The organism is Sphingomonas hominis (assembly GCF_013328205.1).
In the GTDB taxonomy this organism is placed as follows: Bacteria; Pseudomonadota; Alphaproteobacteria; order Sphingomonadales; family Sphingomonadaceae; genus Sphingomonas; species Sphingomonas hominis.
This window is the reverse complement of sequence record NZ_JABULH010000005.1, coordinates 270191-290858: the sequence shown is the minus strand read 5'-3', so window position 1 is coordinate 290858 and position 20668 is coordinate 270191. Positions and strand designations below refer to the sequence as shown.

Annotated in this window: 23 protein-coding genes and 1 tRNA gene; 8 read left to right on the top strand and 16 right to left on the bottom strand. The window is 69.5% G+C overall.

Features of this window, described 5'->3' with window-relative positions; all coding sequences use genetic code 11:
* The first annotated feature begins 197 nt into the window (after positions 1–197).
* Positions 198–641, top strand: a complete 444-nt coding sequence (locus HRV97_RS13200; RefSeq protein WP_174194725.1) for an MAPEG family protein — start codon at positions 198–200, stop codon at positions 639–641.
* Between the two features lie 37 nt (positions 642–678).
* Here the strand turns inward: HRV97_RS13200 and HRV97_RS13195 are convergent, their stop codons facing one another.
* Complete coding sequence (locus tag HRV97_RS13195; protein WP_174194724.1) at positions 679–1338, bottom strand: MBL fold metallo-hydrolase; 660 nt, start codon at positions 1336–1338, stop codon at positions 679–681.
* Between the two features lie 150 nt (positions 1339–1488).
* Here HRV97_RS13195 and pabB point away from each other — a divergent pair, with 150 nt between their 5' ends.
* The 4 genes from pabB to msrA all read left to right on the top strand — a co-directional run bounded on the left by pabB (position 1489) and on the right by msrA (position 5523).
* Positions 1489–3240 (top strand): aminodeoxychorismate synthase component I, encoded by a 1752-nt coding sequence (gene pabB / locus HRV97_RS13190; protein ID WP_174194723.1) that lies wholly within the window; start codon positions 1489–1491, stop codon positions 3238–3240.
* A 57-nt stretch (positions 3241–3297) separates the two neighbouring features.
* Positions 3298–4497, top strand: a complete 1200-nt coding sequence (locus HRV97_RS13185) for an aminotransferase class I/II-fold pyridoxal phosphate-dependent enzyme (protein ID WP_174194722.1) — start codon at positions 3298–3300, stop codon at positions 4495–4497.
* Between the two features lie 204 nt (positions 4498–4701).
* Positions 4702–4839, top strand: a complete 138-nt coding sequence (locus tag HRV97_RS13180; RefSeq protein WP_174194721.1) for a hypothetical protein — start codon at positions 4702–4704, stop codon at positions 4837–4839.
* A 39-nt stretch (positions 4840–4878) separates the two neighbouring features.
* A complete protein-coding gene (msrA, locus tag HRV97_RS13175) occupies positions 4879–5523 on the top strand; it encodes a peptide-methionine (S)-S-oxide reductase MsrA (protein WP_246248713.1) in 645 nt (214 codons plus the stop codon).
* Between the two features lie 101 nt (positions 5524–5624).
* Here the strand turns inward: msrA and HRV97_RS17450 are convergent, their stop codons facing one another.
* From HRV97_RS17450 to HRV97_RS13140, 7 genes are all read right to left on the bottom strand, one after another.
* Positions 5625–5810: a Trm112 family protein gene (locus tag HRV97_RS17450; protein ID WP_174194720.1), complete on the bottom strand. Its 186-nt coding sequence runs from the start codon at positions 5808–5810 to the stop codon at positions 5625–5627.
* Complete coding sequence (locus HRV97_RS13165; protein ID WP_174194719.1) at positions 5807–6424, bottom strand: LON peptidase substrate-binding domain-containing protein; 618 nt, start codon at positions 6422–6424, stop codon at positions 5807–5809. The genes HRV97_RS17450 and HRV97_RS13165 overlap by 4 nt, the downstream gene beginning before the upstream one ends.
* A complete protein-coding gene (locus HRV97_RS13160) occupies positions 6421–7317 on the bottom strand; it encodes a tetratricopeptide repeat protein (protein ID WP_174194796.1) in 897 nt (298 codons plus the stop codon). Before HRV97_RS13160 ends, HRV97_RS13165 begins: the two co-directional genes overlap by 4 nt.
* Positions 7318–7433: 116 nt before the next feature.
* Positions 7434–8285 carry a TorF family putative porin gene (locus tag HRV97_RS13155; RefSeq protein WP_174194718.1) on the bottom strand — a complete coding sequence of 284 codons (852 nt, stop codon included), beginning with the start codon at positions 8283–8285 and terminating at the stop codon, positions 7434–7436.
* 144 nt (positions 8286–8429) lie between these two features.
* Positions 8430–9983, bottom strand: coding sequence for a SulP family inorganic anion transporter (locus tag HRV97_RS13150; protein WP_174194717.1), 1554 nt, complete (start codon positions 9981–9983; stop codon positions 8430–8432).
* Between the two features lie 109 nt (positions 9984–10092).
* The gene (locus tag HRV97_RS13145; RefSeq protein ID WP_174194716.1) at positions 10093–11403 is read right to left on the bottom strand and encodes an ATP-binding protein; all 1311 of its coding nucleotides are present in this window, start codon (positions 11401–11403) and stop codon (positions 10093–10095) included.
* A 37-nt stretch (positions 11404–11440) separates the two neighbouring features.
* Positions 11441–12151 carry a response regulator gene (locus HRV97_RS13140; RefSeq protein ID WP_174194715.1) on the bottom strand — a complete coding sequence of 237 codons (711 nt, stop codon included), beginning with the start codon at positions 12149–12151 and terminating at the stop codon, positions 11441–11443.
* Between the two features lie 193 nt (positions 12152–12344).
* On the opposite strand from HRV97_RS13140, the gene HRV97_RS13135 reads away from it, so the two are divergent.
* Positions 12345–12419 (top strand) — tRNA-Gly (locus HRV97_RS13135).
* Positions 12420–12676: 257 nt separating this feature from the next.
* Here HRV97_RS13135 and HRV97_RS13130 read toward each other — a convergent pair.
* From HRV97_RS13130 to HRV97_RS13110, 5 genes are all read right to left on the bottom strand, one after another.
* Positions 12677–12925, bottom strand: a complete 249-nt coding sequence (locus tag HRV97_RS13130; RefSeq protein ID WP_174194714.1) for a serine hydrolase — start codon at positions 12923–12925, stop codon at positions 12677–12679.
* Positions 12926–13016: 91 nt separating this feature from the next.
* Complete coding sequence (locus HRV97_RS13125) at positions 13017–13907, bottom strand: hypothetical protein (RefSeq protein ID WP_174194713.1); 891 nt, start codon at positions 13905–13907, stop codon at positions 13017–13019.
* On the bottom strand, positions 13900–14610 hold the full coding sequence (locus HRV97_RS13120; RefSeq protein WP_174194712.1) for a uroporphyrinogen-III synthase: 711 nt from the start codon (positions 14608–14610) through the stop codon (positions 13900–13902). Before HRV97_RS13120 ends, HRV97_RS13125 begins: the two co-directional genes overlap by 8 nt.
* A complete protein-coding gene (gene hemC / locus HRV97_RS13115) occupies positions 14607–15521 on the bottom strand; it encodes a hydroxymethylbilane synthase (RefSeq protein WP_174194711.1) in 915 nt (304 codons plus the stop codon). Before hemC ends, HRV97_RS13120 begins: the two co-directional genes overlap by 4 nt.
* A gap of 54 nt (positions 15522–15575) precedes the next feature.
* Positions 15576–16232, bottom strand: a complete 657-nt coding sequence (locus HRV97_RS13110) for a hypothetical protein (protein ID WP_174194710.1) — start codon at positions 16230–16232, stop codon at positions 15576–15578.
* A 128-nt stretch (positions 16233–16360) separates the two neighbouring features.
* On the opposite strand from HRV97_RS13110, the gene tsaD reads away from it, so the two are divergent.
* Positions 16361–17395, top strand: coding sequence for a tRNA (adenosine(37)-N6)-threonylcarbamoyltransferase complex transferase subunit TsaD (tsaD, locus tag HRV97_RS13105; RefSeq protein ID WP_425505774.1), 1035 nt, complete (start codon positions 16361–16363; stop codon positions 17393–17395).
* On the top strand, positions 17392–18372 hold the full coding sequence (locus HRV97_RS13100; protein WP_174194709.1) for an NAD(P)H-dependent glycerol-3-phosphate dehydrogenase: 981 nt from the start codon (positions 17392–17394) through the stop codon (positions 18370–18372). The genes tsaD and HRV97_RS13100 overlap by 4 nt, the downstream gene beginning before the upstream one ends.
* A 410-nt stretch (positions 18373–18782) precedes the next feature.
* Here the strand turns inward: HRV97_RS13100 and HRV97_RS13095 are convergent, their stop codons facing one another.
* The 3 genes from HRV97_RS13095 to HRV97_RS13085 all read right to left on the bottom strand — a co-directional run bounded on the left by HRV97_RS13095 (position 18783) and on the right by HRV97_RS13085 (position 20584).
* The gene (locus HRV97_RS13095; protein WP_174194708.1) at positions 18783–19043 is read right to left on the bottom strand and encodes a hypothetical protein; all 261 of its coding nucleotides are present in this window, start codon (positions 19041–19043) and stop codon (positions 18783–18785) included.
* Positions 19044–19460: 417 nt separating this feature from the next.
* On the bottom strand, positions 19461–19928 hold the full coding sequence (locus tag HRV97_RS13090) for an invasion associated locus B family protein (RefSeq protein ID WP_343044507.1): 468 nt from the start codon (positions 19926–19928) through the stop codon (positions 19461–19463).
* An 8-nt stretch (positions 19929–19936) separates the two neighbouring features.
* Positions 19937–20584, bottom strand: a complete 648-nt coding sequence (locus tag HRV97_RS13085) for a histidine phosphatase family protein (RefSeq protein WP_174194706.1) — start codon at positions 20582–20584, stop codon at positions 19937–19939.
* Positions 20585–20668: the final 84 nt, after the last annotated feature.

Here is a 20668-nt window from a genome sequence, read left to right as displayed (position 1 = left end):
CACCTTGATCAAAGTGTTACGTGTTGAACGATTCGCGCCGTGCCAGTCGCCCGTACGACCGGCACGAAGGCGGCCGCGGCAGGCAGCCGCACATCGGCACGCATCGCGAAGTGACGCGCCTATAGCGAATTCTGCCCGCGTTGCAACCGGGTGGCGGCCTGTGCGACGAGGTTCAACGACGAACAGGGAGATAATCGATGCTGTTGCCGATGACGCTGACGATCGCCGCCGCCTGCGCGGTGCTCAACATCTGGCTGGCGTTGCGCGTGTCGCAGCGGCGGATCAAGGGCAAGGTGATGATCGGCGACGGCGGCTCGGGTCCGTTGCAGGCGGCGGTGCGCGCGCACGCCAATTTCGTCGAGTACGCGCCGTTCGTGCTGATCCTGCTCGCGGCGATCGAATTGGCGGGCGGTTCGTCCACATGGTTGTGGATCGCGGGCATCGTGTTCGTCGTCGGGCGGATCGCGCATGGCCTGGGGATGGACCGCGCGGCGCCCAATCCGTTGCGCGCGGGCGGTATCGCCGCAACGTGGCTGGTGCTCGCCGGCCTGGCGGCATGGGCGCTGGTGCTCGTCTACGCGAGCGACCGGGGCACGAGCGATGCGATCACCACCGTGCCGGTCGACGCGACGCGCGGGTAAGCAGGCGCGCGACTCGGACGCCGAGTCGCGCGCGTCCTCAGGCAGCGAGTGCCGCGTCGCTGACGAACATATTGTGCTGCCGCTCGTGCGCGAAGGTGCTCGGCTTGCCGTGGCCGGGGATGAAATGCGTATCGCCGAGCGGCCACAGCTTGGTGACGATCGTCTCAATCAACTGCTTGTGATTGCCCTGCGGCAGGTCGGTGCGCCCGACCGAGCCCTGGAACAGCACGTCGCCGACCTGCGCGAAGCGCGAGGGCGCGTGGTGGAAGATGACGTGGCCGGCAGTGTGGCCCGGCGTGTGATAAACGTCGAGCGTCAACTCACCCACGGTCACGGTGTCGCCGTCGACCAGCCAGCGGTCCGATTCGGTGTTGACGCCGCGAATGCCCCATTGCCGCCCGTCGTCTTCCAGCCGCGCGAGCCAGAACCGGTCGTCCTCGTGCGGACCTTCGATCTTCACCCCCAGATCGTCGGCGAGCGGGCGCGCCTCGCCCGCGTGATCGATGTGGCCGTGGGTGAGCAGCACCTTCTCGACCGTGACGCCCGCCTGCGCGATCGCCGCCTTGATCCGCGGCAGGTCGCCGCCGGGATCGATCACCGCGGCGCGCATCGTCTTCGTGCACCAGATCAGCGTGCAATTCTGCTCGATCGCGGTCACCGGGATGATGGCGGCGCGTAGCGGGGGCGTGTCGGTCATGCATCGTCTCTCACGTCGTTCGCGCAGCGTTGTGACAGAAACGGGGGCAAGGGGACACGGCAACAATCGCGGTTAATCCGGGCTCGGCCGCGCGAAACACGCGCCGGTGCGCTTGCCGGGTGCGAAGCGGGCGGGCATCACGCGAGTCGGATGCGGATAAAGCCCCCTTACGTCCTGCTGGACGACGCGCGCGATGGTGGTGCGCCGGCGCGGCTGTACCGGCACCCGCGCGCGGTGGTGGAGGCGCGCAGTACCGCCGAACTCGCGCCGATGCTGGCGGCGGTGCGCGGGCATGACGGCGAAGTGGCGGGGCTCCTGTCCTACGAAGCGGCGGGCGCGTTCGAGCCGGCGGTTGCGGGCGCACGGACATCTGACGTGCCGCTCGGCTGGTTCGGGCTGTTCGACGCCTACGAGACGGTCGACGTGCCCGCGCTGCTGCCCGACCCGGCGGGCGCGTGGATCGGCGCGCTCGAACCGCGGGTCTCACGCGCCGATTACGACCGAATGTTCGCGCGCGTGCAGGCGTTGATCGCGGCGGGCGACCTGTACCAGGCGAATCTGACGTTTTGCGCCGACGTGCGCGTGCTGGGCGATCCGCTCGCGCTCTATGCGCGGCTGCGCGCGGCGACGCGGGGCGGATGGGGTGCGATCGTCGACACGGGCGAGACGATTTTCCTGTCCTTCTCGCCCGAACTCTTCTTCGCGCTGGAGCGTGACCGGCTCACCTGTCGCCCGATGAAGGGCACCGCGCCGCGTCAGGTCGACGCGCGCGCGGACGCGGACGCTGCCGCCGCGCTGGCGCAGGATCCGAAACAGCGCGCCGAGAATCTGATGATCGTCGACCTGATGCGCAACGATTTGTCGCGCGTCGCGGTGGCGGGCAGCGTCGCGGTGCCCGAGTTGTTCGCGTTGGAACGTTATCCGACGGTGCACCAGATGACTTCCACCGTCACTGCGACGCGGCTGCCCGGCATCGACGCGGTTGACGTGCTCGACGCCCTGTTCCCGTGCGGGTCGATCACCGGCGCGCCCAAGGTGCGCGCTATTCAGGCGCTGGAGGAAATCGAGCGTGATACGCGCGGGCTCTACACCGGCGCGATCGGGCGGATCGACGCGAGCGGGGACGCCATGTTCAACGTCGCGATCCGCACGCTGGCGCTGCCCGCGGGCGCGAACCAAGCGACGATCGGGCTGGGCGGCGGCATTGTCGCCGACTCAACCGCTTGCGCCGAGTGGGACGAGGCGCTGGCGAAGGGCGCGTTCCTTAGCCGCGATGCGCGCAGCTTCGACCTGATCGAGACGATGGCGTTCGACCCGATGGAGGGCATCGTCCTGATCGAGCGGCATTTGGAGCGGATGAAGAACAGCGCCGCTGCACTCGGCTTCGCGTTCAACCGTCACGACGCGCGCAACGAATTGCAAGCCGCGACCTTCCGGTTGCGCAAGGCGTCGCGCATCCGGATGCTGCTGGCGAACAGCGGCGCGGTGGCGATCCAGGTGTCGCCGCTGCCGCGCCTGCGCGACACGCCGCTGTCGGTCGCGTTGGTCCCGCTGCCGGTCGCGCCCGCCGACTGGCGGTTGCGCTATAAGACCAGCGACCGCGCCTTCTACGATGCGGCTCGGCGGGAGAGCGGCTGCGACGAGGTGGTGTTCGTGGCGCCCGACGGCTCGCTGACCGAGGGGAGCTACACCTCGTTGTTCGTGGAACGCGACGGCGTGCTGCTGACGCCGCCCGCGGGCGCGCTGCTGCCGGGCGTGCTGCGCGCCGAGTTGCTAGAAACGGGCCGCGCGCGCGAGGCGGTGCTGCGGCCTGGGGATCTCGCCGGCGGGTTCCTGCTCGGCAATGCGTTGCGTGGATTGATGTCGGCGACGCTCGCGTCCGACCATCGCGTGGTTGCGTAACAAGCGTGCGCGTTCCATAGGCGCACGCGCATTTTCCGAACCCGAAGGGTGAAGCCCGTGAAGACCTCCGCCGCGCTCGACCGCATCTCGCCCTCGCCGACGCTCGCGATCACGAGCCGCGTGATGGAGCTGAAGCGCGCCGGGGTCGACGTGATCGGCCTGGGTGCGGGCGAGCCCGACTTCGACACGCCCGAGTTCGTGAAGGAAGCCGCGATCCAGGCGATCCGCGACGGCAAGACGAAGTACACCAACGTCGACGGAACGCCCGAGCTAAAGGACGCGATCGTCGCCAAATTCGCGCGCGACAACAACCTTGCCTACACGCCGCAGCAGATCAGCGTGAATGTTGGCGGCAAGCATACCTTGTTCAACGCACTGGTCGCGACGGTCGAGGCGGGCGACCAGGTCATCGTGCCCGCGCCCTACTGGGTCAGCTATCCCGATGTCGTCCAGTTCGCGGGCGGCACCCCGGTGATCGTGCCCGCGGGCGCGGAATATGGCTACAAGCTGACCCCCGAGATGCTGGAAGGCGCGATCACGCCGCGGACCAAGTGGGTGATCCTCAACTCGCCGTCGAACCCGACGGGTGCGGCCTATACGGTCAGCGAGTTGAAGGCGCTGGGCGAGGTGCTCGAGCGGCACCCGCATGTCTGGGTATTCGCCGACGATATGTACGAGCACATCGTCTACGACGATTTCCGCTTCGCGACGATCGCCGAGGTTTGCCCCTCGCTCTACGAGCGGACGCTGACGGTGAACGGCTGTTCCAAGGCCTATGCGATGACCGGCTGGCGGATCGGCTTCGCGGGCGGTGCGCCGTGGCTGATCAAGGCGATGGCGAAGCTCCAATCGCAGTCGACCAGCAACCCGTGCTCGATCGCGCAGGCCGCCGCGGTCGCAGCCTTGACCGGCGATCAGTCGTTCCTGGGCGAGCGCGCGCGCGCGTTCCAGGCGCGGCGCGACCTGGTGGTCGGCATGCTCAACCAGGCCGAGGGCATCACCTGCCCGACGCCCGAGGGCGCGTTCTACGTTTATCCAAGCATTGCGGGCACGATCGGCAAGACGACGCCGAAGGGTGTACAGATCGAGAGCGACAGCGATTTCGTCGGCTATCTGCTCGACGACGCGCGTGTGGCGGCAGTTCAGGGTGTCGCGTTCGGACTCTCGCCCGCGATGCGGATCAGCTACGCCACGTCGGAAGCGCTGCTGACCGAGGCTTGCTCGCGTATCCAGCAGGCGTGCGCCGCACTGCGCTGAGCGCGTCAACTATCCGGCTAAGGAAACGATCTCTTTCGATCGTTGAAATATGCTCGCGCGCTGGTGTGCCGTATATCGCTGGCAGATGAATGGATGAACCAGCGTCGGTTCATCCTGGCTCGCCTAATCGATGTCACGGAAACCATTTCCGCATTGCGCGTTCGGCACGGACGGGTGGGCGGTTCGCAGCAGGATACACGACCAATGCTTCGCCTGTTCAAGACCAGCTTCTTCTGGCAGTTCGCCGGCGGCTTCGCGATCGGGGCGGTTGGTCTGTTCGCGCTGCAGCCGGCGGCGCAGGCCGATCCGACGCACCATCACGCGGTGTACGCGCAGCGCTGACCTCTGGAAGCGCGTAAGCCACTGACCTATATCAGTTTCATGAACCTTCGCCCTCTCCTCGCCGCCGCGCTGATGCTCAGTGCCTGTGGGACCGCCCAGGCTGAGCGCGCGGTGCCAATCCCGGCCGCGGCGATCGACGTGCCCGCGACCAACGGCATGCAGACCGCGGTGCTCGCGGGCGGCTGCTTCTGGGGAATGGAAGCGGTGTTCGAGCATGTGCGCGGGGTGAAGTCGGTGACCGCGGGCTATGCCGGCGGCACGCGCGCGACCGCTAACTATTCGGCGGTGAGCAGCGAAACGACGCGCCACGCCGAGGCGATCCGCATCAGCTACGACCCGCGTCAGGTCAGCTACGCGACGCTGCTGCGCGTGTATTTCTCGATCGCGCATGATCCGACGCAGGTGAACCGGCAGGGTCCCGACAGCGGCACCAGCTATCGCTCGGCGATTTTTCCGCAGACGCCCGATCAAGCACGTGTCGCGGCGGCGTACATCCGTCAGTTGAGCAGCGCGCACGCCTTCCCGCGCGCGATCGCGACCAAGGTCGAGCGCGGCGAGTTCTTCCCAGCGGAGGCGTACCACCAAGACTTCTTCGACCGGAACCCGACGCACCCGTATATCGTGACGTGGGACAAGCCGAAGGTGGCGGCATTCCGCGCGGGGTTCCCGAAGCTGGCGGTCTGAACTGCTCTACCGTCATCCCGGACTTGATCCGAGACTCCGTCCTGTTCCCGTCGGCTCCAACGAAAACGGGACCCTGGATCAAGTCCGGGGTGACGAGATGATTAGAGCTGCCGCGCTTCCTCGATCAGCATGATCGGCACACCGTCGCGGATCGGATAGGCCACTCCGGCGGCGTCCGACACCAGCTCACCCGCTTCGCGGTCGTAGCGCAGCGGCGTGCGCGTCAACGGGCAGACGAGCTTCTCCAACAGCCACGGATCGAGCGCGGGCGACTCGTCCTCGGTCACTGAAGCGTCACCCGCTCGTCGCCGTCGTGCCGACCGAAGAACTGCATCAACTGCACCAGCAACTCGCAGCGTGCCGAGATGCCCTTGCTCTCCAGCAGCGCCTGTTTCGCCGCGACGTCGAACGGTGCGATCTGCGCCACGCCGTTGACCAGCGCAGCGTCGTCGAGTCGCCCGACCGAGTCCCAGTCGACCGCGTAACCCAGCGCCTCGGCGAAGCGTTTCGACTCGAGTTCGAGCGACGAGCGTTCGCCGAGCGCGAGCGTCTGGTCTTCCTCGACCGGCAGCAACTCGGCCTCGACCTGGCGAAACGCGGTCGAGACGTCGAGCTCGTTCACCACGCGGAACAGCGCCACGCCTTCGAGGATGAGGTTGTAGCGCCCGTCCTCCATCGCCTCGAACTCGGCGATACGGCCGACGCAACCGATGTCGAACAATTCGGGATCGTCCGGGTCGCCGTCGGGGCGCGGCTGGATCATCCCGATGCGGCGGTCGCGCGCCATCGCGTCCGACATCATCGCGCGGTAGCGCGGCTCGAAGATGTGGAGCGGCAGGTGCATGCCCGGAAACAGCAGCGCACCCGGCAGCGGGAAGATCGAGAGCCGCGTGCGCGTCATCCGAACAGGATTGCCGACAGCCGGCGACGCTGCGCCGATACCCACGGGTCCTCGAGCCCGACGACCTCGAACAGCTTGAGCAGTTGCGCCCTCGCCGCGCCCTCGTTCCACGCACGATCGGCGGCGGTGATGTGGAGGAAGCCATCGGCGGCGGCGTCGCGGTTGCCCGCCGCCATCTGCGCATTGGCGAGGTCGAAGCGCGCCTGGTGATCCTCCGGGTTCGCCGCCACCGCGGCCTCCAGCGGGGCGAGATCGTCGACCGCGGGGGCGGAGCGCGCCAGCGCGAGCGCGGCGCGCGCGCGCTCGATATCGGGCAGGCGAGCGAGATCGTCGGGCAGCGCGGCGATCATCGCCTCGGCCTCATCGGTCGCGCCGAGCGCCACGAGCGCGCGGACGCGGCCCGAGACGACCGCGTGATGCTCGGGCGCCATCTCGGCCAGTTGGTCGAAGATCGACAGCGCACGCTCGGCGTCGCCAGAGGCGAGCACGTCCTCACCCATCTGGACCAGCGGCTCGAGCTCCGCCTCCTGCGACTGCGCCTCGCCCGTGATCGGCAACTGGCGCAGCAACTGGTCGAGCATCGTGCGCAATTGCGACTCGGTCCGCGCGGGCGTCAGGTCGGCGACGAGCTGCCCCTGGAACATCGCGTAGACAGTCGGGATCGACTTGATCTGGAATTGCGCGGCGATGAACTGGTTCTTGTCAGTATCGACCTTGGCCAGCACCACGCCCTTGTCGGCGTAGGCCGCGGCGACCTTTTCGAGCACCGGGGTCAGCGCCTTGCACGGCCCGCACCATTCGGCCCAGAAATCGATGATGACCAGCTTGGTCATCGACGGCTCGACGACCTCACTGCGGAAAGTCTGAATGGCCTCTTTCTCGGCCGGTGACATGCCTAACGTCGCCAAGGGCTGCTCCTGTTCGTGCGCGCCCTTATGTGGGAACGGGGACGGGGATACAAACCCCCCTCCCGGGAGGGAATACAAACCCCGCCCCGTGCCTTTACGCGTCAGAAGGCCGCGGTCAGCGAGAAGACGACCTGCGATCCCGCAATGTTGCCGGTGCCGTCCTGCCCTTTGCTGAAACTCGGGCGCAGATAGGCCGCCTCGCGGTTGGAGATGTCGGTATCGGTATAAGCGACACCAAGCGTCAGCGGCGTGCCCGGCACCGCGTAATCCAGGCCCGCCATCCAGTCGATATACTCGCCGGTCGGCGCGACGCTGGTGGCGAACGGCCCCAGCCCCTTGTTCCCCTTGGAAAAGCCGACGTGCGCCTTGGCGGTCAGCCCGGTGTTGGGCACGCCGACGCTGGCGTCGGTCCACAGATAGAGGTTGTCGTTCTTGTCGCCCGGATCGTCGTACACGCCCGCTGCCGCCGACGCTCCGTTAGAATACCATGAGCCCAGCGCCTCCTGCTTGGGCGCATAGGCGACGCCCGCCAGCACGGTCGCCGGCCCGATCGTGCCCGACACCTTGGCATAGGGCTCGATGAAGTCGGTGTTGTTGAACCCGCCGGGATACATGTACCAGGTCGCGCCGACGTCGAGCGCGACGCCTTCACTCAGCGTCGTCTTGTAGCCCGCGATCAGGTCGAGCTCCATGTTGGCGCCGCCGAACGTGCCCCAGCCGGCGAGGTTCGACCCCCAGGTGCCGATATAAACGCCGCTCTCGTGCGCGATCGTCAAGCCGCCTTGCACAGCAAGCTGCTCGTCCGATTGCGACACGCCGCGGAAACGATAGTCGGAGACGAGCCCGACACTGCCCGACACGGTGACGGCCTTGGGCGGCGCGGTTTCCTCCTGCGCCAGCGCAGGGGTTGCGAGTCCAGACAGGACCAGCGCGGATAACAGTACGTACTTCATGGGAACCTCCTTGTTGTAGAGGCTCCTCCTGCTCGCGGGACGCACCGCTCTCACCCCAGGCTAACGCCATGGTGGCGGGCGGTGCTGCACCTGCGAACGAAAAGCTATCCGCGCTTTTCGCTTACTTCAAGCAGCAACGTGCATTCAATGCGACGCGGCAGTCAGTATGGCGATCTTGCCACGCGCGCCGGTGATGTCGACCACCCCTCCCGACTGGCGACGCCGCTGCAACCAATCGCGCAGCATCTCCGCGCTGGTGTGGTCGGCAGCGCGCAAACCCGACACGTCGAGCTTGACCGGCATGCCGACCGGCGCGCGGTCGAGCGTGTCCGACAGCTTCGGCAGCGTCAGGAAGGTTGCGGTACCGTTCAGCGTGATGTCGTGGCGGTCGGCGCCGTTCTCGGTCACGTCGGCCTCGACAACGCCTAGCCGCAGCCGGCTGAGGTGCGGCACCAGCTCCAGCGTGGTCAGCGCGATGCCGACCAGCACGCCGGTCAGCAGGTCGGTGGTCACGACGGTGATCAGCGTCGCCGCCCAGATCAGCACCGGCAGGACACCGTGATCGCGCGCCAGATGCTTGGCATGGTCGAGGCTGACGAGGCGAAATCCGGTGACGACCAAGATCGCGCCCAGCGCCGCCATCGGGATCTCGCGCAGCAACCACGGCAGGATCGCGACGAAGCCCAGGATCCACGCACCGTGCAGGATCGCCGACAGCCGCGTCGCCGCGCCGGCCTGCACGTTGGCCGACGAGCGCACGATCACGCCCGTCATCGGCAAGGAGCCGGCGAGCCCGCACAGCATGTTGCCGACGCCTTGTGCGCGCAGCTCCTTATTATAGTCGGTGCGCACGCCGTCGTGCATCTTGTCCACCGCGGCGGCCGACAAGAGCGTCTCGGCCGAGGCGATGAACGCGATCGCCAGCGCGGCGGTCAGGATCGACGGGTTGAGCCACTGCGCCCAGAAACCCGCCGCCGGCGGCGCGATCGCCGCTGTGATCGAGGCCGGCACCTGCACCCGCGCGACGTCGAGCCCGAGCACGACCGCCAGCAGCGTGCCGGTCAGCACGCCGACCAGCGCGCCGGGTACCAGCCGCAGCGACGCCGGACGCAGCTTCTCCCAACCCAGCATCGCGAGGATCGTCGACAGGCCGATCGCGAAGGCGATCTCGGTCGCCTCCAGGTTGAACGGCGACAGGCCGAACAGGCGTGCCGGCGCGGCCGACAGGTTCTGCAATCCGCTCGGCAACGGCTTGGCGTCGAACAGGACGTGGAATTGTCCGGCGACGATCAGCACACCGATCCCGGCGAGCATGCCGTGCACCACCGCGGGCGAGATCGCGCGGAACCAGCCGCCGAGGCGGAAGATACCGGCTGCCAACTGGATCGCACCGGCGAGCAGCAGGATCGGGCCGAGCGCGCTCAGCCCCTGATCACGCACCAGCTCGTAGACGATGACGGCGAGGCCGGCGGCCGGACCGCTGACCTGCAGCGGCGAGCCCGCGAGCAGCCCCACGACGATGCCGCCGATGATGCCGGTGATCAGCCCCTTCTCCGGCGACACGCCGGAGGCGACCGCGATCCCCATGCACAAGGGCATGGCCACCAGGAACACGACGATCGACGCCGTGACGTCACGCGCGAGGAACTGGCGGGACGGCACCGAGACGCCGGGCCGGGCGATCACGTCGTGTTTCATCGCACGACGACCTGAAAATAGCTGCGCATCTTGTTCACGGCGACCTCTCCTGACGAGACCAATGTGAACGGATATCAACGGGGCGTTGCTGCGGTTACGCCGTTCCGTTTCATTGTATGTCCGGCAGCAGGATACAGGCTTCGAGCCCGCCCTCGCGTCGGTTGGATAGCGTCAACGTGCCGCCCTCGTCCGCCACCGCCTTCGCGACGATCGACAGGCCGAGCCCGAACCCCACCGTGTCGCGGCCGCGTGCGGGATCGAGTCGCACGAATGGTTCGAGCACTTCGTGCAGCTTGTCGTCCGGGATGCCGGGGCCATTGTCGGCCACGCGTATCACGACGCCTGCCGCTTCACGCGCCAGCGTCAGCGTGACGACCGATCCGTAATGCAGCGCATTCTCGACCAAATTGGTCATCGCGCGCTTGATCGACAGCCGGCGTACGCGCACCTCCAGGTGATCGGGCCCGTCGTAGCGCGCATCGGCGCCGCGGTCGGCGGCGTCGTCGATCACCGTTTCGCACAGCACCGCCAGGTCGACCATCGACGGCGCCTCCGGGTCGGCACCGCCGAGGAAGGCGAGCAGCGAGGTGATCATCGCTTCCATCTCGGCGACGTCGTGCAGGATCGCCTCGCGCGTCTCGTCGCGCGGCAGCGCTTCGGTGCGCAGGTGCAGCCGCGCCAGCGGGGTGCGCAGGTCGTGGCCGACCGCGGCCAGCGCCTGCGTCCGTCCCGCGATCAGCGCGCGGATACGCTCCTGCATGTCGTTGAACGCGGAGATCACCCGGCGCACCTCGCCCGGCCCATCGACCGCGACCGGCTCCACCGCGCCGTGCCCGACGCGGTCGGCCGCCGCCGCCAGCATCCGTAAGGGGCGGAAACTCCGCCTGAGCGCAACGCCCGCCAGCACCATCAGCGCGATTGCCGGGATCAGCGCCAGCGCGATCCGCTCGGCGGTGAAGCTGATCCCCGCCAGCGGCTCGCGCGTGCGGAAATACACCCAACTGCCATCGGCCAGCCGCATGCCCCCGGTCACCACCGATCGACGCCCGGGCGACAACAGCCGCAGCGTGAGACGCGCGTCGCGTAACGACGGCTCCCATTCGATCACCTGGCGCTGCATCTCATCGAGCGCGGGGGCGATGCGCGGGGTCGAGTGCGGAGTGGGCGACCAGATCAACGCGTAGCGGTCGGTGGTCAGCTCCGCTGCCATCGTGCCGCGCTGCGCGGGCGCGCGCTCGCCGATCAGGCGGCGGCTGATCACCAGATGCTCGGCCAAGCGATTGGCCTCGTCGTCGCGGACCGCGAAACTGCTGGCGCGCTCGTACAGCAAGGTGCTGGCGCCGAACTCGATCAGCAGCGTGATGAGCAGGATCGCAACCACCTGCCCCAGCAGCCCGGCCGGACGCTTCAGCAGCCGCACGCGCGGCTCCGTCGCGGCGACCGGCGCGCGTGCATGGTTACTGGCGCTCGACCGCGACGTTCAGCATGTAGCCGACGCCGCGCACCGTGACGATCGGCGCGGGGGTTCCGGCACTGCCCAGCTTGCGGCGCAAGCGGCTGACCAGCACGTCGATCGAGCGGTCCGAACTGTCGCCCAGCCGCGTGCGCGACAATTCGATCAAGCGTTCGCGCGCGATCACGCGCTGCGCATGGTCGGCGAGCACGACCAGCAGGTCGAACTCCGCGCCGGTCAAATCGACGATCGCGCCCGTCGGGCTGGTCAGCTCGCGCCGGGGCAGGTTGATCGTCCAACCGTCAAAGGTCAGCACGCCCTGTTCCGCGCTACCCGCCAGCCGGTCCATCGGCGGGCGGCGCAGCACCGCGCGGACGCGCGCGACGAGCTCGCGCGTGCCGAACGGCTTGGCGATGTAATCGTCCGCGCCGAGCTCCAATCCGACGACGCGGTCGGTCTCGCTCGCGCGTGCCGACATGAAGATGATCGGCACGTCGCTTTTCTGGCGCAGCGTGCGGCACAGGTCGATGCCGCTGGTGCCCGGCAGCATGATGTCGAGCAGCACGAGGTCGACGGGGCCGTTTTCCAGCGCGAGCCACATTTCGGGCGCGGCGGAAGCGGGGCGGACGAGGAAGCCGTTCTCCTGCAACGCACGCGCGGTCAGCATGCGAAGCGACGGATCGTCCTCGACGAGCAGGATGGTCGGGGCGGTCATGGCTACAGGCGGGTATCCATCGCATTGATCGCGGTCAATCGAGCGACGGCATCCATTTGCCCGCGGCGGCCCTTTCCTCACGCAAAAATGTCGCCCACGCGAAATTGGCTATTGCCGACCCCCAGGGCCGATGCTAGTGGCGCCGCTCCCCGATCGGAACGGCTTCTCGCCACTCCGATCCGAAGGCGCCAGAGCGGGCGTAGCTCAGGGGTAGAGCACAACCTTGCCAAGGTTGGGGTCGAGGGTTCGAATCCCTTCGCCCGCTCCAGCGTGTTGCCGCGAAATAGCGGCGCTATTTCGCGAACCAGCAACACGCCCGGCCAGCGACGCAAAGCGTCGACTGACGACGCGGCTCTGCCGCGGCGTGGCCCGGTACTACCCGCTAACCCACTGCCGCACCCGCGACGCGCGTGTAGCAGGCAGGCACCCCCTCTTAGTTGACCGCGGTTGCATCAGGATCGGGCAACCCGCCGTGATGCGTCGCGATTGCCGCAGCGTCAGAACGATTGCACCAACCACGACCGGCTAGTCGTGCGCGTCGACGTGATCGTGCAGCAGCAGCGTCGCCGTGACCTGTTTGGTGATGCTCGCCAACCGCCAGCGTTCGGCCACCCAGTGCGGCACGCCACTTTCTGGGCGTATCGTGCCATAGCTGCTGTCGAGCATTACCCGCCCGCCGCCCGCGATCAGCGCCGCGCGACAGCGTCGGGCGTTGCAGGCCCTTTCGACAACCTCGATGCGCGCAATGAGGTGGGCGTACCCGGTGCCGACCAACTCGACTCGGCTGACGAGAGCGGCACTGCCAGGATCGCCAGCAAGCCCCTCTCTCGCGATCAGTCGCTCCGCCGCGCGCAGCCGCCGGCGGTTACAGGTAATTGCCCAAATCAGCGGTCGGCGCGGGCTGGGGCGCGATCGTCGGTGCGGGCGCGGTGATCGCAGGCAGCGGCGGCGCGGGCTGCGTCACCTGACCGACGATCGCGTTCGTCTCCAGCTGGTCGAGTGCGCGGTGCGCGTCGACGTAGCGCTGCGCCGCCGCGGTCCAGTTCGCCGCGTTCGCCGCACCGGGCAGGCGCTTCGCCTCGCTCAGCGCACCCTCCACGTTGCCCGCGTCGATCATCCGCCTGACCCGCGCCAGTCGGTCGGCAGGCAGCGGCGACGGCGTTCCCGCCTCGTGGATCACTACCAGGTTGCGCAGTTCGGCGCCCAGGCCCGCCCACCAGTCGCTCTCGCGCGCGACCAGCACCGGCGCGGCAGCGTCGAGCCCCTGGCGCAGATCCTCCAGCGTCACCGGGTTGCGCGACGCGCGAATCACCGCCGCGGCCTCGCGCGGGTTGTTGGCGAAGCGCGCGCGCAACTGCTCCTCTAGATATCCCAGCCCCAGCCCGCGGTCGATCGCGCGCCTGGCGGCAAAGGCGATCAGGATCGCCTCGGCGCGGCCGGCGCGCGTTTCCGCGTCCGCCGCGCTGGTGCCGAGCGTGGCCGCGCGCGCTTCCAGGCTGGCGATCTGCGCCGCGAGCGAGGTTTCGCGTTCGGACAAGGTCTGCGCGTCGATCGTCGCGGGCGCTTGCGTCTGCTGCACCGGCGCGCGCGCGGGCGCGGCTGCCTGCGTGGTGCCGCGGCGCAGCCAGCCCGGCTCGTCGCGGATCGCGAAGATCATCAATCCCAGCCCGAGCGCCAGCGCGAGCGCCGCGATCAGCACCGCCGGCCCGAACCGCGATCGCCGCGGGCGGCTGCCGAACGGATGGTCGTCACTCATGCCGGGCGTTATCCCCGCGCCCGCACGTCGGGTCAATCGCGCGCATCGCCGCCTCGATCAGCCGCGCGTCGTTCGGCGCGTCGGCGACCGCGACGCGCGCCCAGCCCGTGCCCGCCGCGTCGGCGACGCTCGCGCTCAACGCCGCCACTCGCACCCGATCGCGCGGCAGGTCGGCGGCTAGTTCGGCGAAACGCGCCGCCGCGCGCGCAGAGTGAAGCAGCACCACGCCGTCCACCGCCGCCGACAACGCGCCGGGCGCAACCGCGACATGCTCGCTCGCGTAGGTGATGACGCGCGCCACGCCGGGCAGTTCGACGTGCTCGCGTCCCGCCAGATGGAGCAGCCGCGGGAACGCTCCCCCCGCCGCCGCGACCGCCGTCGCCGCGTCGCCGTCGCCCGTCACCGCGACGCGCAACCCCGCCGCCCGTGCCGCCGCCGCGGTCGCAGCACCCACCGCCACCACCGGCAGCGCCGCCAGTGCCGCGAGCCCCGCGCCGCCGACGCGCACTGCGTTGGCGCTGGTCAGCAGCAATGCATCGAACGCACCCGCGTCGGGCACCGTCCAGTCGAGCGCGCGCACTGCGAACAACGGCACGCCGATCGCCGCCACCCCGCGCACGCGCAGCGCCGCCACCGTGCGCGCATTGCCCGGCTCGGGCCTGAGCACCAGCGCGCGCGCCGCCCCGACCCGCGCCGCGCTCACCCCGCGAACAAGCGCCTGACCGCCGCCGGTGCGCGCGCCAGCAGGTCGCGCGCCAGCGCCGCACCAACCGTGTCGTCGCCGCGCAGTTCGCCCTCGACCGACTCGTCGCCGCGCTCGGTCAGCAATTGCGCGCGCAGGAACACGCCGTCGCCCTCGACCCGCGCCAGCGCCGCGACCGGCGAGTGGCAGTCCGCTGCCAGCGCCGCCAGCAGCGCACGCTCGACCATCACCGCGCAGTGCGTGTCGACGTGATCGATCGCCGCCACCAGTTCGCGCGCCGGTCCATCCGCCAGCGTCTCGATCCCGACTGCCCCCTGCGCCGGCGCGGGCAGCATCTGGTCGAACGCGATCGCCACCCCCGTGTCGTGCCGTCCCAGCCGGTCCAGCCCCGCCGCCGCCAGCAAGGTCGCATCGACCTCCCCCACCGCCAGCTTGCCGAGCCGCGTGTCGACGTTGCCGCGGAACAGCACTGTCTGGACATCGGGCCGCAACCGCCCGAGCTGCGCCGCACGCCTGGGGCTGCTCGTCCCGACCACCGCGCCCTCGCGCAAGGCGGCGATGCTGTCCGCCCCGATCAACCGATCGCGCACGTCGGCGCGCTCCAGCATCGCGGCGATCGCGATCGCTTCGGGCCGGATCGTCTCCACGTCCTTCATCGAGTGGACGCAGGCGTCGACCTCACCCGCCAGAAGCGCGCGGTCGAGTTCCTTGGTCCACAACGCCTTGCCGCCGATCTCGGCCAGCGCGCGATCCTGCACGCGGTCGCCGGTGGTGCGGATCACCACGATCTCGACGCCACCTGCATCAGGCGCCCAGCCGTGCGCCGCCATCAACGCGTCGCGCACCATCCCCGCCTGCACCAGCGCGAGCGGCGATCCGCGGGTTCCCAGCCGGAAAATGTCGTCAGCCATGCCGCGCCTATCGCCGAGCCGCCACGCGCCCGCAAGTTCGGCGCGCCCGCACGCTCAGTCGGGCACGCGCGACAGTCGGACATAGGAGGTCCCGACCTCCACCTCCAGCACCTGCGCCTCGGGGTCGAGTGCGATCGCCGGAATGTCGAACGGTTCCTGGTCGCTCGGGTGATAGGTGAAGCGAAAGCTGTTGGGGCCGCCCGGCCTCACCGCGATCGTCTGCAACACCTTCCGATCGGCCAGCCGCAGCAAATAGACCTCGCGCGCGCCGAGCGTCTCGTTCGCCGACACGACGTGGCGTCCGTCCGCCATCGCGTACAAGCCGCCCGCGTCCTTCCACGTCACGCCCAGCCCTTGTGCCGGGGCGCCATCGGGCAAGCGCACCGTCACCGACAGCGCCACTGCGGGATCGCGCACCGGTGCGCCGACAGGATCGAGCCGCACCGGTCCGGGCTGGTTGTGGATGTGGATCGTCCCCGCCTCGTAGGTCCACACACCCTCGGCGACGATGAAGTCGCACGCCTCCGGCCCTTCGGTGATGCGGTACGAGGCGCGGTGGTCCGCGCCCAGCCGCACGTCGATCGTCAGCCCGCCCTCGCTTTCCTTGTAGCGGAAATGCCCGACCAACACGCGCTGGTCGGTGATGTACGCCGGCAGGCTGTTCGACGGCAGCTGCGCCACAGCCGGCGTGGACGCCAGTACGAATGGCACCAAACAGTATCGCAGTTGGCGAGCACGCATCGCTTCGATCCTCTTGTTCGCCGCCAATTTATTCACCGCCAATCGATCGCGCCGTGCACGGGTTCCACGCCATTCCCCCCCGCACCGCGATCCCCTACATGACGCTTATGCTCATCCTCGGCCTTGAATCCTCCTGCGACGAAACCGCCGCTGCGCTGGTCACCGGCGACCGGCAGGTGCTGGCGCATCGCCTGCTCGGCCAGGAGGCGGCGCACGCACCCTATGGCGGCGTGGTGCCCGAGATCGCGGCGCGTGCACACGTCGAGGCGCTGGAGCCGCTGGTCGCCGCCGCCCTCTCCGATGCGGGCGTAACGCTCAATGACGTCGACGCAGTTGCCGCGACTGCGGGCCCAGGGCTGATCGGCGGGGTGATGGTCGGGCTCGTCACTGGCAAGGCGCTGGCGCACGCGGCCGGCAAGCCGCTGGTCGCGGTCAACCATCTGGAGGGCCACGCGCTCAGCCCGCGGCTGTCCGACCCTGACCTCGACTTCCCGTACCTGCTGCTGCTCGTCTCGGGCGGGCATTGCCAGTTGCTGCTGGTCGAGGGCGTGGCGCGCTATCGCCGGCTCGCCACCACGATCGACGACGCCGCGGGCGAGGCGTTCGACAAGACGGCCAAAATCCTGGGGCTCGGCTTCCCCGGCGGCCCCGCGGTCGAGCGTGCCGCACGCGAAGGCGATCCCCGCGCGGTGCCGCTGCCGCGCCCGCTGCTGCGCTCGCCTGAGCCGCATTTTTCCTTCGCCGGCCTGAAAGCCGCGGTCGCGCGCGCGGCCAACGATCACGCGGCCGTCGACCTCGCCGCCTCGTTCCAGGCCGCGGTGGTCGACTGCCTGCTCGACCGCACCCGCCGCGCATTGGATCGCGCCGGCCCGGTCACTGCGCTGGTCGTCGCCGGCGGGGTCGCCGCCAACGGCGCGATCCGCGCCGCGCTCCAGGCGCTCGCCGCCGAGCACGATCTGCGCTTCGTCGCGCCGCCGCTCTGGCTGTGCACCGACAATGCCGCGATGATCGCCTGGGCGGGGGCGGAGCGCTTCGCCGCCGGGCTCACCGACCCGCTCGACGTGCCGGCTCGTCCGCGCTGGCCACTCGACCCACACGCCGAAGCCGTGCGCGGCGCGGGGGTGAAGGCGTGAGCGCGCCGATCGGTGTCGTCGGCGGCGGCGCCTGGGGAACCGCGCTGGCGCAGGTCGCGGCCGGTGCGGGCCACGCCGTCCGGCTGTGGGCGCGCGAGGCCGACGTCGTTGCCGGCATCAACGACATCCGCGAGAACGCTGCTTTTCTTCCCGGCATCGAGCTGTCGCGGGCGATCGAGGCGACGCAGGACTGGTCCGCGCTCGCCGACGCGCGTGCGATCCTTATCGTGACCCCGGCGCAGCACATGCGCGCGGTGCTGGGCCACCTGCGCGATCACACCGCGCCGCTGATCCTGTGCTCCAAGGGGATCGAGGCGGGCACGCTGCTCCCCTTGCACGAGGTCGCGCGGCAGGCGGTGCCCGGCGCGCCGATCGCCGTTCTCTCCGGCCCGACCTTCGCGCACGAGGTCGCCGCCGGCCTTCCCACCGCGGTCACGCTGGCGGCGGAAGACGCGGACCTCGCCGCCGACCTCGCCGCCTTGGTCGCGCAACCCACCTTTCGCCCCTACGCCTCGACCGACGTGATCGGCGCGGAGATCGGCGGCGCGGTGAAGAACGTGCTCGCGATCGCCTGCGGCGTGGTCGACGGCGCGGGGCTGGGGCAGAATGCACGCGCCGCGCTGATCGCGCGCGGCTTTGCCGAGATGACGCGCTTCGGCCTCGCGCGCGGTGCACGCGCCGAGACGCTCGCCGGCCTGTCGGGGCTCGGTGACCTGGTGCTGACCTCTTCCTCGACCAGCTCGCGCAACTTCTCGCTCGGCCGCGGCATCGGCGCGGGGACGCCCGCGGCCGCGCTGCTGGAGAACCGCCGCACCGTGGCCGAGGGCGCGCACACCGCACCCGTCCTGCGCGAAGCCGCCGCGCAGGCGAGCGTCGACATGCCGATCACCGAGGCGGTCTGCGCCCTGCTCGAAGGCGCGCCCGTGACCGCAACGATCGACCGCCTCCTCTCCCGCCCGCTCCGCACGGAGGCGTGAGGGAGAGCCAGTCGAGCGTGATGCCAAGCCGAGTACGGAGCTTATCCACAGCTTTGCCCACAGGGAGGAGAGCGGTTCGCCGCACCGGCGAATTGATCGTCTCAGACACGAACGCAGTTTGGATCGCCGTTGCGCGACGGCGATTTGTTCGAGAGCCGTGGATAACATCGGCAGAACTTTTGGTTCGTGATCTTTAAGGCGCGCAACGCCCGAGACGCGAGTTCACCGCGTGGCGCGCTCTAAGGAAAAGGCGAGGATCCGCTAGAAGGCAAGGCGTCGGCTACGGCACTGGCCTATGACACACGGTCAACGCTAACCTGACCGGTGGCGGAGTGGTCGTACCGCCTCACCGAAACGCGCCGCCCTCGACGTTCGTCCACCGCCATCATCGCCACGATCCTCGGCCGACCTCAGCGATCGTCCGCGTCTCTTGCCCGTTCCCGGTCATCACGAGGCGCGACCAGGTTCAACCGCGTCAGCAGCATTGGCAGGTCCTCGGTCACGAAGGTGTCGCGCGGCGGTGACCACGCGGCACGCAACGCGTCGCGCACTGCGACGAACGGCTCCACACGTGCCGCCGTGCTCGGCAGCGAAGCGGTGGCCCCGCCATCACGCTCCTGCAAACGGAAATCATGGTGAACGGGACGGTCGTCCCGCATCGGCTCGGTCATGGCACACGCAACTGGAAAAAGGGGTCGTGGCGGCGACGGCAGGCCGTCTCCGTCCGGTCATGGCGATTGAACGCGCCAAGCCGCCGCCGGTTGCTACAAAGCTGCGCGTAGCCGCCACGGCTCGCCGCATCGCCAGCATGGACCACCGCTGTCCTACACGCCCGCGGTCACGCACCGTGCTGCACCTTGGGCCACCGCGCCGTGCAGGAGAAAGCGTTCGTGAACCTCCACTTCCTCCACTTCGCATTTCTGCAATCGTGTGCCTCGCATCATGCGAAGCGCCGCGCGCGCACTCATCCGATCACGCCTGACACTCGCTCCAGCCACGTGACCGAGCGAGTACGCCACACCTGTCACCTCGCTGCAAACACCTCTGCGAGCCTCCACTTCCTCCACTTCGCCAGCCAGCAACCGCCGTCAGCGCGCGCAGGCCAGGCTCGCCGCGTCGATCGCGGTTGCCGCGCCGTTCAGCGCGTAGGTGTCGGCGAAAGGGCGCCCGCCGGCGGCGATCCCCGACACGCTCATGCTGCGCCCGCCGCGCATCGCGGCGACAATCGCGCGGTCGGTCGCGGCATCGGGCGCGCGCGCACCGCGCGTGTCGCCGCGCAAGCCGAAACGCCGCTCGCCGATCACCAGCGTGATGGGCGTGCCCGGCTGCCGCGCCGTCGAGAAACGCACGAATACCGCTTGCCGCCGCGTGCCGTCGACCCGCGCTGCCACGCTCGCGAAGCCGCCACGCCGATCGGTGCCGCCGCTTGCCGTCGCCGGCTGCGCCAACGCGAAGCAGCGCCGCGGTGGCCCGGCGTCGCGGATCGCACCCCAGCGTTCCCACACTCCGACCGCCTCGCGCTCCCCCGCCAGCAGCGCCGCGGCGAGCCAGATCACGCCACCGCTCAAGCCGGCGCGTGTCCGGTGCCGCGATGAACCAGCGTCTCGACCCCGCCCGCGATCATCGACACGCTGCCTTGCGGATCGCCGGGCAGCACAGGCGCGCCGCACGCGCCCACCGGCGCACCGGTCGCGACCCCCCGCAGCACGCGGCTGGAGATGCCGTGCATGATGACCAGCCGGTCGCCGGGATCGTCGTTCGTGTCCGCCAGCCAGCCGCCGACCCGCTCGGCGATCGCCTCGTACCGCTCGCCGTCGGGTGCGCAGCGCAACAGGCCACCCGCGTCGATCACCGGACCCACCTCCGCAACGACGTCGGCATAATAGCGCCCGCCCCAGCTACCCATGTCGATCTCGACCAATCGGTCGTCAGTACGCGCCTGGTGCCAGTCGAGTTCGAGATGCTCGGCGACGATCGCCAATGTCTGCAACGCGCGCCCGGCGGAGGAGGACCACAAGGTCAGCGGTGGACGCACCCCCAGCAGTTCGCGCAGCGCCCGCCCCATCTCGTCGGCTTGCGCGAAGCCCGCGCGCGTCAGCGGCGTGTGCGGGTGGTCGCCCTGCAACCGCCGCGCGGCGTTGAACACCGTTTCGCCGTGCCGCGCCACGAAGTCGCGGCCCTGCCGCTTCGTGAAGTCGAACCCTGTTTCCATGCCCGCGGTGTCAACCGGGTGTGGCGCGAAAGCAACGCGAAAAGCTGTTTAGCTGAGGTTCATGCAACCGGCAGCGCCGCTGAC

Excerpts from the sequence above, each read along its gene's own strand:
- HRV97_RS13200 (WP_174194725.1), top strand. The coding sequence starts at position 198 with ATGCTGTTGCCGATGACGCTGACGATCGCCGCCGCCTGCGCGGTGCTC.
- HRV97_RS13195 (WP_174194724.1), bottom strand. The coding sequence starts at position 1,338 with ATGACCGACACGCCCCCGCTACGCGCCGCCATCATCCCGGTGACCGCG.
- pabB (WP_174194723.1), top strand. The coding sequence starts at position 1,489 with ATGCGGATAAAGCCCCCTTACGTCCTGCTGGACGACGCGCGCGATGGT.
- HRV97_RS13180 (WP_174194721.1), top strand. The coding sequence starts at position 4,702 with ATGCTTCGCCTGTTCAAGACCAGCTTCTTCTGGCAGTTCGCCGGCGGC.
- msrA (WP_246248713.1), top strand. The coding sequence starts at position 4,879 with ATGAACCTTCGCCCTCTCCTCGCCGCCGCGCTGATGCTCAGTGCCTGT.
- HRV97_RS13165 (WP_174194719.1), bottom strand. The coding sequence starts at position 6,424 with ATGACGCGCACGCGGCTCTCGATCTTCCCGCTGCCGGGTGCGCTGCTG.
- HRV97_RS13160 (WP_174194796.1), bottom strand. The coding sequence starts at position 7,317 with ATGTCACCGGCCGAGAAAGAGGCCATTCAGACTTTCCGCAGTGAGGTC.
- HRV97_RS13155 (WP_174194718.1), bottom strand. The coding sequence starts at position 8,285 with ATGAAGTACGTACTGTTATCCGCGCTGGTCCTGTCTGGACTCGCAACC.
- HRV97_RS13150 (WP_174194717.1), bottom strand. The coding sequence starts at position 9,983 with ATGAAACACGACGTGATCGCCCGGCCCGGCGTCTCGGTGCCGTCCCGC.
- HRV97_RS13140 (WP_174194715.1), bottom strand. The coding sequence starts at position 12,151 with ATGACCGCCCCGACCATCCTGCTCGTCGAGGACGATCCGTCGCTTCGC.
- HRV97_RS13125 (WP_174194713.1), bottom strand. The coding sequence starts at position 13,907 with ATGAGTGACGACCATCCGTTCGGCAGCCGCCCGCGGCGATCGCGGTTC.
- hemC (WP_174194711.1), bottom strand. The coding sequence starts at position 15,521 with ATGGCTGACGACATTTTCCGGCTGGGAACCCGCGGATCGCCGCTCGCG.
- tsaD (WP_425505774.1), top strand. The coding sequence starts at position 16,361 with ATGACGCTTATGCTCATCCTCGGCCTTGAATCCTCCTGCGACGAAACC.
- HRV97_RS13095 (WP_174194708.1), bottom strand. The coding sequence starts at position 19,043 with ATGACCGAGCCGATGCGGGACGACCGTCCCGTTCACCATGATTTCCGT.
- HRV97_RS13085 (WP_174194706.1), bottom strand. The coding sequence starts at position 20,584 with ATGGAAACAGGGTTCGACTTCACGAAGCGGCAGGGCCGCGACTTCGTG.